This is a genomic window from Pseudoalteromonas sp. CO325X, assembly GCF_004208955.1.
Lineage (GTDB): Bacteria > Pseudomonadota > Gammaproteobacteria > Enterobacterales > Alteromonadaceae > Pseudoalteromonas > Pseudoalteromonas ruthenica.
The window spans coordinates 1-12,715 of sequence record NZ_SGPG01000009.1; the positions used below are offsets into that span (position 1 = coordinate 1).

Genomic DNA, 12,715 nt, shown 5'->3' on the forward strand with positions numbered 1-12,715 from the left:
TTGCTGTTGCTGTTGCTGTTGCTGTTGCTGTTGCTGTTGCTGTTGCTGTTGCTGTTGCTGTTGCTGTTGCTGTTGCTCGCGAGCCTGTGCTTGCTGCTCTGCCTGCGCAAGTAACTTTTCAAGTGGCTCAAGTTTATTTGCCTCAGGGGATTCAGTGATGACCGGCTTAGCTACCCGCCTAGGCTCTGCTTCTTCTTTAAGTAGCGCGCTGAGGTACTCCTTCATCACCTTTTCATTAGGGCCACTCATGCATCCACCTGCTTGTTTTGCAAATAGTCTAACAGCGCACGATAGGCTTGTACGCCTCGCGCCTTAGCACAGTGCTTACTAGGCACCTGCTGCGCAAGGCTGGCATCGCGAAACTTAGTATCAATGGGGATCACACCCGGCCAAACACTGTCATGATACGTAGCGCGCAGTTTTTTGTATGCATCCAAAGAGGCATTGGTGCGCTTATCATACATAGTCGCTACCACCGTGTATTGATAGCTATAGGTTTGTGCACTTTGCTGCATCAGCTCCATGGTGCGCATCATGCGATCTAGTCCTTTGAGCGCAAGAAATTCAGTTTGCACAGGTATGAGCACGCGCTCGCTTGCTGCCAACGCGTTCACCATTAACACCCCAAGTACCGGCGGACAATCGAGAATGGCATAGTCATAATGTTCGCTGATTTTCGCTAATACCTTTTTAAGTATTAACCCCATGCCGTTTTTATTACCCATGCTTCTATCAAGCGTGGCAATGGCCATGGTAGCAGGCAGAATATCAATATTTTCGACACCGGATGGACACAGCGATTGCAGTATTTCCTCGCTCGCCATATTTTTACCGCGAGTGAAAACATCGTAAGCACTCACTTCGATGGCCTCTGAATCAATACCAAAATAGTAGGTAAGCGACGCGTGAGGATCAGTATCAATTAATAAGACACGCTTTCCTTGTTCAGCCAATAGACCGCCTAAAGACACCGTTGTGGTGGTTTTACCCACCCCGCCTTTTTGGTTCGCGACCGTCCATACCTTCATTATTGCTGTTCCTCATTGCGCGTCGTAATACGAATACCGCCATGGGGTAGTTGTATTATTTTTATTGTATTGTCAGTGCTTGGCAGCTCTTGCTCCACTTCGGGCTCAACTGATTCAACGGCACCGTCTTGTTGCGAAGCCTCTTGCAGTGGCAAGGCAAACTTTGAAATTGCGATGACCACTTTACGATTTTGCGCCCGCCCTTGGGCAGTATCATTGTCAGCAAAAGGTGTGTACTGTCCATACCCTTCCAACGCCATTCGCGCAGGGTTTATGCCCAGGGTTTGCAACTCTTTGACTACGGCCGCTGCACGGGCCGCTGATAACTGCCAATTGGAGCGGAACATTTCGTTATTGATACTGCGGTCATCGGTATAGCCACGCACACGCAAGTAATTGCGCATTGGCGAAATAATCTCAGCAATACGAGCCACCACTTGTTCGGCGCGATTAGTCACTGTGGCGCTGGCGCTTGGAAAAAGCAGCCCCGAACTCATCTCAATAGTAAGCCAGTTCTCATTCAGTTGGAGCTGTGCATCACCTTGGCGAATTTCATTAAGCAAAGTACCAGTTAACTTATCTAACAAAGTTTCTAAAGGCTCTCCGAGCTCTTTTTGCTCGATAAGACTCACGTCTGCTTGCTCTGGAATCAACTTTGAGCCACGAATAGGCTCTTTGACAATACTTTCACCTTCTAACACATTCTCATTAACGGGCAGTGGTTGTTGCAACACTCCGTCCCCTGTAGATTGCTGCTGCTCAGTTAATATGGGTTGAGTCACTTGGGTAGCACGGTCAAAAAATTGCTCCAAAGTCTGCGAGAAAATAGCAAACTCTTCATCTTTTTTATTAATAGCAATCGCGTACATGACCACAAACAAGGCAAACATAATGGTCATATAGTCAGCGTAAGAAACGAGCCAACGGTGGGTATGTTGCGACTCCTTTACATGACCTCGGCGGTGACGAATGCGCATCATATTAGTACCCTGCACTAACATGGCGCTCAGCGCAGTAAGCCTCGAGTTTCAACTCTATATTTGCGGGCGTCTCTCCCTGCTGCATTGCCATGATGCCCTCAGCGATGAGCTCATGATAGAGCATTTTTTCTTCAATCACTTGCTTTAGCTTGTTGGCAACGGGCAGGAATAACAAGTTGGCAAAGCCCACACCATAAATCGTAGCCAAAAACGCGGTGGCGACCCCAGCACCCAATTTATCGGGTTCGCTAATGTATGCCATCGCCTGAATGAGCCCGAGCACAGCCCCTAAAATACCAATGGTCGGCGCATATCCTCCCATGGCCTCGTAAACCCGAGCTGCATCTAGCAACCGCTCGCGCTCTAACATAAGCTCGATTTCTAGGGTGTCACGCAAGCGCTGCTCATGAGAGCCATCAATCAGCAAGCTTAAGCCTTTAGCGGCATAAGGGTCTTCACTTACGAGTGCTTGTTCCTCAAGAGCCAGATATCCTTTTTGACGTGCGGTACTGGCCCACGATTTAATTTGCTCAATCCCAGCTTGAGTATCATAAAAAGGGGGAACAAATACCCACTTAAAGACTCCCAAGGCCTTTTTGAAGGTCGCTAGTTGCGATTGCAACATTACGGCACCTAAAGTGCCACCAAGGACAATGATCAGTGCCGGTCCATCAATCAGCCCTGAAACCATACCGCCCTCAAGGCTATAGCCTAAGGTAATGGCGATAATGGCAACAGCAAGGCCAATTATGGAAAGTTTATCCACAGCCGACTTCCTTGAGTAAATGCGCGGCAACATCGTCAAGAGCCACTTGGTGATCATTCAAACCGGCGCTGGCTATCGCTTGCGGCATGCCATACACGACACAAGACTGCTCGTCTTGTGCCCAAACCCGTGAGCCTGATTGTTTAAGCATCCGCGCACCTTCGCGACCATCAGCACCCATGCCGGTCAGCACAATGGCTAATACATCACCGCCGAATGCTTTTGCGCTACTGGCAAAAGTAACATCAACACTAGGTTTATAAGTAATTCTTGGGTTGTCGTCTTGAAATACCTTCAGGGTTTGCTGTTGAGCGCGGCCATCAAACATCATTTGCTGACCACCGGGTGCAAGGTACGCTGTTCCAGGTTGTAAACGGTCTCCCTGTTGCGCTTCTTTCACCTTGATTTTGCAAAGGTTATTCAAACGCTGCGCAAATGCAGGAGTGAATGCCGCCGGCATATGCTGAATAAGCAAAATAGGATGAGGAAAATTGGCTGGCAGCTTGGTCAGAATCGTTTGCAGCGCCACAGGCCCCCCGGTAGAGGTGCCGATAGCCACTAGCTTGTACTTTTTGCCGCTGGGCTTGAATTGGCTGGCGCTTTGAGGCCGAGTCGACGCTCCTTGGTTAAAGCTTCTATCAGGTTGCGCTGAACTGCGTGTCGTGACACTGGGGCGCGCTGGTGATGATGCCGTTGTCGAGGTCGTTGGGCGATTAAAACGCGAAAGGCGACGGCGTCCTAGCTCGCGCACCTTTTGTCGGAGTATCTCAATCGCATCTTGGTTGTTGCGCGCGATGTCTTCAAACTTTTTCGGTAAGAAATCCAATGCCCCAGCATCAAGTGCATCCAGTGTGGCGCTGGCTCCTTCACGCGTCAGTGAGGAAAACATAAGAATAGGTGTTGGCGATTTCGCCATGATTTGTTTCACCGCAGAAATACCATCTAACACTGGCATTTCCACATCCATGGTGATCACATCTGGGCGTAACTTAACTGCTTTTTCCACCGCATCGGCGCCATTGACAGCTGCGTCAATGACTTCGATATTGGCATCACCTTCAAGAATTTCAGTAACCCGGCGACGAAAAAAGCTTGAGTCGTCAACTATTAGAACTTTGACAGCCATTTAATACTCGATTTTAGTTAACGCTGGAGCGCCCAGCGTAATGTTTTAGCATGCTTGGCACGTCTAGAATTAAGGCTATGCCACCGTCTGAGGTAATTGTCGCCCCGGCCATACCTGGTGTGCCTTGCAGCAGCGCATCCAGAGGCTTTATGACTACTTCCTCTTGACCAATCAGCGAATCCACCACAAAGCCGACCTTTTTAGTACCAATTTGAACGATGACGACATGGCCTTCGGCTTTACGTTGAGTGCGGTCCGCTCCTTTGACTAACCAATGCTCTAAATAAAATAGTGGTACAGCTTTTTCACGCACAATAATGGTGAGCTGACCATCAACAATGTTGGTTTTGGTCAAATCAAGGTGGAAAATCTCACTAACAGCCGCCAATGGCAGAGCAAAGGTTTGTTCACCAACAATCACCATCAGCGTTGGCAAAATAGCAAGCGTCAACGGTACTTTGATATCTAGACGGGTACCAACACCGAGCTGTGAGTCGATATTAATGGTGCCGTTAAGCTGGCTGATCTTGGTTTTCACCACATCCATACCCACACCACGCCCAGAAATATCAGAAATTTCCTCTTTGGTGGAGAATCCAGGGGCAAAGATAAGGTTATAGGCTTCCGTGTCACTCAACCGAGCGGCTTGGTCGTGATCAATAACCCCTTTGCTAATAGCGATTTTCTTCAGTTTTTCGGCATCCATCCCAGCGCCATCATCGTGGATGCTCAGGAGAATGTGGTCGCCTTCTTGAGAAGCCGATAAGCGTACCGTTCCGATGCGAGGTTTACCTGCTGCTTCTCGAACATCAGGCATCTCAATACCATGGTCCACTGAGTTACGTACTAAGTGCACAAGTGGGTCAGCGAGGGCTTCGACAAGGTTTTTATCTAAATCAGTCTCTTCCCCTTCAAGGACCAAGGAAATATCTTTTTGTAAGCTGCGGGCAAGATCACGTACCACACGTGGGAAGCGGCCAAATACTTTCTTAATTGGCTGCATCCGAGTTGCCATCACCGCACCTTGTAGGTCGGCGGTGACCACGTCAAGATTCGAGATAGCCTTACCCATAGCTTCACTGTTGTTATTATTCGCTAAGGTAATAAGACGATTACGCACCAATACCAGCTCACCCACCATATTCATGATCTGATCTAGTCGTTTGGTATCGACACGCACTGTCGTTTCTGCTTGTGGCGGTGGTGCGGCTTTAGGTGCCGGTTTTTTGGCATCCCCACTGCTAGGCGGGGTGCTCCCCTTAGCCGTGCTTGGCGCTGGTTTTGCGGCCGCTGGTGCTTGACTAGGCGCTGGCGTTGCCGGCGGTGTATCTTTAGCTTTACTTTGGCTTACTGGCGCTGCAGGCTTTTCAACCGGCGCTGGCGAAGCGTCTGCCGAGCTTGCTTTAGGCGCATTGCCTTTACCATGCAGCTCATCAAGTAGCGCATCAAATTCATCTTCGGTAATGTCTTCATCATCACCACTGGCCGACTCTGATTGGCCCGATGCAGTCGGTGCACTCTGCTGTGCAGTCCCCTGCTCGTCGGCGCTCGGCGCGGAACCATTATCGCTAATGGCACCAAAGCTGCCTGCGCCATGTAATTCGTCTAGTAGCGAGTCGAACTCATCATCGGTAATATCTTCATCATTACCGGATGCTCCAGCATCCGCTGAGCCTTCACCCACAGACGGGCCTTTGCCTTGGCCGTGTAATTCATCGAGCAAGCTTTCGAATTCATCTTCGGTGATTTCATCAATCGCTTCGCCTTCGTCACTGCCAGCACTTGGCGCATCGAACAAAATATCATCGCCAAAATCATCGGCCCCTGATGCGTCATTTTCAGGCACGGGTTCGGGTTCAACAACAGGTTCACTGGGAGTTGCGGCAGGTTCAGGCACTGCAATAGGTGCCTCATCTTCGGATTCAGGTTCGCTCAGTTTATGCAATACAGCAAGTAACTCAGGGTCTGCAGGTTGCGGCTGCTCTCGTGCTTGAATAAGCGCAAACATATCGTTAATTGTATCGAGCGCTTGCAGGATCACGTCCATCAGTTCTGAAGTAACCTGGCGCTTACCTTGGCGCAGAATATCAAACACATTCTCAGCACCATGGCAGGCATCCACCAGCTCATTCATGCCGAGAAACCCAGCTCCCCCTTTAACAGTGTGGAAGCCCCGGAAGATAGCGTTGAGCAAGTCTTTATCATCAGGGTTATTTTCAAGCTCTACTAACTGCTCAGAGAGCTGCTCCAATATCTCACCTGCTTCGACTAAAAAGTCCTGTAAAATATCTTCATCTACTTCAAAGCTCATGCAGCCGCTCTCCTCTTTAGAAGCCTAAACTAGACAACAAGTCGTCTACTTCATCTTGGCCTGAGACCACGTCATCACGTGATTCTGTGTCTATAATTGGCCCTTCTGGACCTTCTGCGTTCACAGCTGGTTTTGCTTTTTGTTGTTCAACCACCGGTTCTTCACCTTCGTTGCCCGCAAACACAGTTAATAAATTAATAAGGCTGTCTTCTACCTCGCGCACCAGCTCGATTACGCGGCGAATTACTTGCCCTGTTAAATCTTGGTAATCTTGCGCCATCAGCACATTGTTAAGTAGATCGTGCAGCTCCACTGTGCTGCCTTGAGAGCGGTTCATAAAGCTATCGAGCTGATGACACAACTGCTTGAACTCACCTAATTCGAGATCACGACGCATCAATTTATCCCAAATGGGTTTAATTTGATGTAGTTCAGTGGATAGCTGCTCAGCGATGGGCAAACTGGCTTCCACGGCATCCATGGTTTTGTTTGCCGCCTGCTCGGTCATTTCCATCACATAATTAAGACGCTGCTTAGCATCGGGAATGGCTTCTTGCGTGAGGTCGTTCAAGCGCGTATCGAGTTGGAAATTCTTCAACGACTCGTGAAGCTGCCGCGTCAACTTGCCAACCTCAGCAAACAGTTCGGACTGTTCCTTGGAAGCAGCATCGAGGATCAGCTGATCGGCTTTCTCCTGCTCACCTTGCTCAAGAAACGATACAAGCTGTTTGGCTTGCTCTAGGGTAATGTGAGGTGCAGCGGGAGCTGACATAAACCTCTCCTTCTCGGTTAACCTAAGCGCTCAAATACTTTATCCAGCTTGGTTTTTAATGTAGCTGCGGTAAAGGGCTTAACAATGTAACCGTTCACGCCAGCTTGGGCAGCGGCAATGATTTGTTCTTTCTTCGCCTCTGCAGTTACCATCAGTACTGGAATGTGCTTTAAGCTGTCGTCGGCGCGAATTGCACGGAGCAAATCGATACCCTGCATACCTGGCATGTTCCAATCGGTAACCACAAAGTCAAACTCTTGGTTTTGCAACATGGGCAGCGCGGTACTACCATCGTCCGCTTCTTGCACGTTGGTAAAGCCTAAATCACGCAATAGGTTTTTAATGATTCTTCTCATAGTGGAAAAGTCATCGACCACGAGAATTTTCATGTTTTTATCCAAAGTATCCTCCAGTGAGGTATGAACCTTTATTCTTACTACTAATTGACCCAGTCATTGACTTTCGCTTTGAGCTTAATCATTGCCTGACCATGTATCTGACTCACACGGGACTCACTTACGTCCAGTATTTGCCCAATTTCTTTTAAATTCATTTCATCGTTATAATACAACGATAATACCAATGCATCACGCTCGGGGAGAGAATTAATTGCCGCTACTAATGCTTGGTTAAAGCGTTCATTGTGAACGCTGATGTAGGGCCGCCCCGTTTGAGATTGTTCACAGCTCGGGGTGAGTACATCTTCATCGACACCTAAGTCTTCGATACCGAGCACTTTAGAGCAATTAACATCGTTTAAAATATGATGGTATTCATCGAGCGAAATATCAAGTTTTTCAGCTACTTCAACATCCTTTGGTTCCCGACCTAGGGAGGTTTCTAATTCATGTACAGCGGTAGCTACAGCGCGGCTATTGCGATGTACCGATCGTGGAGCCCAATCTCCTCGTCGTACTTCATCAAGCATCGCACCACGAATACGAATACCAGCAAACGTCTCGAAACTGGCGCCTTTACTGGCGTCAAAGGTTTTTGATGCTTCAATGAGGCCAATCATGCCGGACTGAATGAGATCATCGAGCTGCACACTCGCCGGCAGTCGAGCCAGCAAATGACATGCAACACGCTTGACCAGCGCGGCATGGCGCTCGACCAGAGTGTTTAATTGTAATTGATCTTGATATCCAGCCACTTTATTCATAAATCCGAACAACAGTTAATTATTGACCAGCTTTTCAATGAAGAACTCCAAATGCCCCGATGGTTGATTCGGGGTTGGCCACTTTAATGCCTTGCCAGCGAGACTTTTCAACGATACCGAAGCGGGTGAGTTAGGGAATAACTCCACAACGGCTTTCTGGCGACGCGTTGATTTTCGCATGTTTTCATCATAGGGCACGGTGGCCACTAATTCGAGCGCCACATCTAAAAACCGGTCGGTTACTTTGGAGAGTTTGGCAAATAAGTCTTGCCCTTCACGCTGGCTGCGTACCATATTGGCAACGACTTTGAATTTGTATACGCCATGTTCACGACTAAGCACCTTGATCAACGCATAGGCATCGGTAATTGAGGTTGGCTCATCACAGACCACCACCACAACATCTTGCGCAGCACGCGAGAAGCTCAGTACCATATCGGAGATACCGGCGGCGGTGTCGACAATAAGGACATCAAAGTCGTTATCGAGCTCGCTAAACGCACGGATTAAACCTGCATGCTCTGCAGCACTCAGTTCAACCATGCTCTGTGACCCCGATGTTGCCGGAGCAATACGAATGCCCGCAGGCCCAGTTACCAGTATATCGCGCAGTTCGCACTCACCGCTTAGAACATGAGAAAGGTTCTTTTCAACACGCAGACCAAGCATAACGTCACAGTTTGCCAGTCCTAGGTCAGCATCTAACACTAAGACACGTTTGCCTTGCTGACCCATGGCAATAGCTAAATTCAAAGAGACATTGGTTTTACCGACGCCCCCTTTGCCACCGGTCACGGCGATTACTTTTACGCCTTGGCTATTGTTTTGATTCATTTTTCGAAGGCCACTTGCTTGATCGTGCACTGTGTTAATCATACATTCCTACTGCCTGAGACGCCACTGTTTGGCGCCCTGCTGGTGCCGCTGATTTTTGTGTTTTTTGGCGTTTGATAAACAATTGTTCAGCTTTTCTAACCATTTTTTCTGAGTTAGCAACGCGAATATCTTCTGGAACGCGTTGACCGTTAGTAAGATACCCTATTGGTAAGCGATTTTGAATCGCTACACTAATAATCTCGCCTAAACTTAGACTTTCATCAAGTTTGGTGAAAATACAACCACTTAAGTCAACTTTTTGGAAGTGCCTTACGGTTTCTTGAAGCACTTCATGTTGTGCTGTGGCACTGAGCACTAAATAGCTACGAATATCGACTCGCGTACTGCGCATGAGCGTGTTTAATTGCTCACTTAAACGTAAATCGCGCTGGCTCATTCCCGCAGTGTCAATTAATACTAGACGTTTATTGCGTAATTGATAAAGCACATCGGCCAATTCATTGGCATCTTTTACTTGCTTCACAGGGCAACCAATGATGCGTCCATAAGTTGCTAGCTGCTCGTAAGCACCGATACGATATGTATCCGTGGTGATCAGCGCAACCTTGTCAGCGCCGTATTTTTGCGCCCCTAATGCGGCCAGTTTTGCAACCGTCGTGGTTTTGCCTACGCCGGTAGGACCGACTAACGCATAGACGCCGCCATGACGTAAAATTTCATTATTGGTGGTGTGTAGCTGCTTTTGCACCATATCCAGGGCTGCACTCCATGCCTGCTTGCGCGATACATCGTCTGGTACATATCGCACTAACTGCTCAGCCACTTCAGTGTCGATACCCATGCCCTGCAAGCGCTCGATGAAGCAGGCACGAGTTGGGTCACGGCGCGCTCGGTCCTGATGTAATAAGCCGGATACTTGATGTTCAAGAAGCTGACGAATGGCATTCATCTCATCGCGCATGGCACTGATCTCTTCGCTGTCCATGCCCTCTTGCTGTACAGAATCATTGGGCTGGCGGTGTGGCTCATCAAAACCGTCACCGTCCAAATCATCACCCATGGACTGCGCTGCAGCGCGGGCTTGCGTTGGCTCTGCTAGCGTTGGCTGCGGAGCGTAGTGATTGGCCGGCGCAGCGCGACGCTGAGGCTGCTCAACGGGCTCTTCAGGCGCGCTCATATCAATACCTGATTGCGAAAACATGTCGGCGAGAGCAGCATTCTTTGGTTTTGGGCTCTGACGCTCTAACAACGCCTGTAATGAATCGGCCACACCATTGTGGCTTTGCGGCTCAGGACGTTGCGTACGTGTTTGTGGGCGTACCATACGCTGCTCAGTGGCGCGGGGCTGCATTTGCTGCTCGGGAGCGCTTTTCGGTGCGGCTGCTGGGCGTTCATGGTCAATAGCAGCAACGATTTCAACGCCATCTGCAAGCTTTTTGTTCGACATGATCACCGCGTCAACACCCAGCTCATCTTTTACTTCTTTCAGTGCTGTACGCATATCTTTAGCAAAAAAGCGTTTGATTTTCATAATATTACCCTCTCACAACCGGCTTTCCGATCTATTGCTGTCCAACGGAGCTAACAATCTTAATTTGACGCTCATCGGGCACTTCTTGGTAAGACATCACCTTCAGCCCTGGGATGGTGTGCTTCACAAAACGTGATAACACTGTACGAAGCATCCCGGAGGTCAATAAGATGGAAGGTTCACCCGACATTTCTTGGTTCTGGTGGGCTTCGCTTAAAGAGGCCTGTAGCCGCTCTGCCAAGCCTGGCTCAATGCCAGCACCCTCATCTCCTGCGTTCTGAAGCGACTGATGCAACATCTGTTCCAACTCAGGCGCCAATGTTATGACAGGAATTTCTGGCGTAGCGCCAACCGCATCTTGCACAATCAAACGACGCAATGAAATACGTACCGCTGCGGTTAATACATCAGGGTCTTGGCTGCGCGGACCATACTCTACGAGTGTTTGCACTATGCTGCGCATATCGCGAATAGCAACGCCTTCATTGAGGAGATTTTGTAGCACTTTCACTATGGTCGTCAGCGGTAACACATCTGGTACTAGACCTTCTACTAGACGCGGATGGCTTTTCGCTAGCATATCAAGCAGACTCTGAACTTCTTCGTGACCTAATAGCAGTGAGGCGTTATTAGTGAGTAACTGGCTAATGTGGGTCGCTACTACCGTAGCAGCATCAACCACGGTGTAACCTAAAGACTGTGCTTCATCTTTTTGCTCTGGCTTGATCCACACCGCATCCAGACCAAAAGCCGGATCTTTGGTCGCCACACCATTGATTGGGCCAAAGACTTGACCCGGGTTGATGGCCAGTTCATCACCATGACTGAGTTCACCATCACCGCTGGACACGCCCATTAGCGTAATGCGATAGGCATTAGGGTCTAACTCTAAATTATCGCGAATATGAACAGGCGGCACTAAAAAGCCCAGTTCCTGTGAGAGCTTCTTACGGACCCCTTTAATGCGGCTTAACAATTCTCCACCTTGGGCCTGATCCACCAGCGGGATCAAACGGTAGCCTACCTCCAAACCGATGACATCGACTTGCTGCACATCGTCCCAGCCCAATTCTTTTGGTTCGTCGTGGGTGGCAACATTGCTGCCAGGGCCCTGCTCAGCTTCTTGTTGCTCCTGCTCAGCAGCAAGTTTTGCCTGCTTTTGCGAATAATAAGCAACAAAACCAAGTAAGCCACCCAAGCCTAAAAACGCCACATGGGGCATCCCCGGTACCAATCCCATAGTGATGAGAATACCGGATGCTATCCACAGTGCTTTGTCATTGCCAAGCTGGGTTTTAACTTGCTCGCCCATATTGTGTGATTCATTTTGGCGAGTTACGACGATGGCAGTACCGATTGATAGCAACAGCGATGGCAGCTGTGCCACGAGGCCATCACCAATGGTGAGTAAGGTGTACACTTCCATGGCCTGAGAAAAGCTCAAGTCATGTTGGATCATACCGACAAATAACCCGCCAACGATATTAATCACTAAGATAACGATACCCGCAATGGCATCGCCTTTTACGAACTTACTGGCACCGTCCATCGAACCGTAAAAGTCCGCTTCACGGGTGACTTCTTCACGCCGCTCCCGCGCTTGCTCGGCGCTGATAAAACCCGCGTTCAAATCGGCATCAATGGCCATTTGTTTACCGGGCATCGCATCGAGGGTAAAGCGGGCAGACACTTCTGATATACGTCCGGCCCCTTTGGTGATAACCACGAAGTTGATAATAATTAAGATCAGAAAGACAACCAGACCCACGGCATAGTTACCGCCGATCACCACCGAGCCGAAGGCTTCAATTACTTTACCGGCCGCGTCCCCGCCTTGGTGGCCTTCTAATAACACCACCCGCGTACTGGCAACATTGAGCGCCAGACGCATAATGGTCGCGACTAAAAGCACCGCTGGGAACATACCAAATTCAAGCGGTTTCATGGTGTAGACCGTAACTAACAGCACCACCAAGGCCAGCGCAATATTAAACGAAAACAGAATATCCAGTAAAAATGGCGGCATAGGTAATACCACCATTGCCAGTGCGGCGAGCACCAACAACGGCGTACCTACGCCTTTTGCATATTCTTTTTTATCGCGATTAAGCTGGGTGAGAACGGCCTTAAAATCCATAAATGCTACAGCAATAAATTGACACTGCAGTCATCAAAGCAAGGAGTAGGCCAGTTTTTTATATC

The 12,715-nt window shown here is 49.0% G+C and carries 12 protein-coding genes; all 12 read right to left on the reverse strand.

All coding sequences use genetic code 11. From position 1 onward, the window contains the following. Positions 1 to 249 (reverse strand): hypothetical protein (locus tag EXT46_RS18795; RefSeq protein ID WP_205988203.1); only part of this gene is annotated, 249 nt, incomplete at its 3' end. Beyond that, positions 246 to 1,028 (reverse strand): ParA family protein, encoded by a 783-nt coding sequence (locus EXT46_RS02705; RefSeq protein WP_022946899.1) that lies wholly within the window; start codon positions 1,026 to 1,028, stop codon positions 246 to 248. The genes EXT46_RS18795 and EXT46_RS02705, both read right to left, overlap by 4 nt. Next, complete coding sequence (locus EXT46_RS02710) at positions 1,028 to 2,008, reverse strand: OmpA family protein (RefSeq protein ID WP_130145077.1); 981 nt, start codon at positions 2,006 to 2,008, stop codon at positions 1,028 to 1,030. Before EXT46_RS02710 ends, EXT46_RS02705 begins: the two co-directional genes overlap by 1 nt. A gap of 1 nt (position 2,009) precedes the next feature. After that, positions 2,010 to 2,774, reverse strand: coding sequence for a flagellar motor protein (locus EXT46_RS02715; protein WP_045978608.1), 765 nt, complete (start codon positions 2,772 to 2,774; stop codon positions 2,010 to 2,012). Continuing rightward, positions 2,767 to 3,900, reverse strand: a complete 1,134-nt coding sequence (locus EXT46_RS02720; RefSeq protein WP_130145079.1) for a chemotaxis response regulator protein-glutamate methylesterase — start codon at positions 3,898 to 3,900, stop codon at positions 2,767 to 2,769. The genes EXT46_RS02715 and EXT46_RS02720 overlap by 8 nt, the downstream gene beginning before the upstream one ends. 13 nt (positions 3,901 to 3,913) lie before the next feature. Next, a complete protein-coding gene (locus EXT46_RS02725; RefSeq protein WP_130145081.1) occupies positions 3,914 to 6,211 on the reverse strand; it encodes a chemotaxis protein CheA in 2,298 nt (765 codons plus the stop codon). 16 nt (positions 6,212 to 6,227) lie between these two features. Then, a complete protein-coding gene (locus EXT46_RS02730; RefSeq protein ID WP_022946904.1) occupies positions 6,228 to 6,983 on the reverse strand; it encodes a protein phosphatase CheZ in 756 nt (251 codons plus the stop codon). Positions 6,984 to 7,000: 17 nt separating this feature from the next. After that, on the reverse strand, positions 7,001 to 7,384 hold the full coding sequence (gene cheY / locus EXT46_RS02735) for a chemotaxis response regulator CheY (RefSeq protein WP_010560568.1): 384 nt from the start codon (positions 7,382 to 7,384) through the stop codon (positions 7,001 to 7,003). A gap of 38 nt (positions 7,385 to 7,422) precedes the next feature. Continuing rightward, positions 7,423 to 8,145, reverse strand: a complete 723-nt coding sequence (locus EXT46_RS02740; RefSeq protein ID WP_053911142.1) for an RNA polymerase sigma factor FliA — start codon at positions 8,143 to 8,145, stop codon at positions 7,423 to 7,425. A gap of 15 nt (positions 8,146 to 8,160) precedes the next feature. Beyond that, complete coding sequence (locus tag EXT46_RS02745) at positions 8,161 to 9,021, reverse strand: MinD/ParA family protein (RefSeq protein WP_022946906.1); 861 nt, start codon at positions 9,019 to 9,021, stop codon at positions 8,161 to 8,163. After that, the gene (flhF, locus tag EXT46_RS02750) at positions 9,014 to 10,513 is read right to left on the reverse strand and encodes a flagellar biosynthesis protein FlhF (RefSeq protein WP_130145083.1); all 1,500 of its coding nucleotides are present in this window, start codon (positions 10,511 to 10,513) and stop codon (positions 9,014 to 9,016) included. The genes EXT46_RS02745 and flhF overlap by 8 nt, the downstream gene beginning before the upstream one ends. A 31-nt stretch (positions 10,514 to 10,544) precedes the next feature. Beyond that, a complete protein-coding gene (gene flhA / locus EXT46_RS02755; RefSeq protein ID WP_022944827.1) occupies positions 10,545 to 12,650 on the reverse strand; it encodes a flagellar biosynthesis protein FlhA in 2,106 nt (701 codons plus the stop codon). Positions 12,651 to 12,715: the final 65 nt, after the last annotated feature.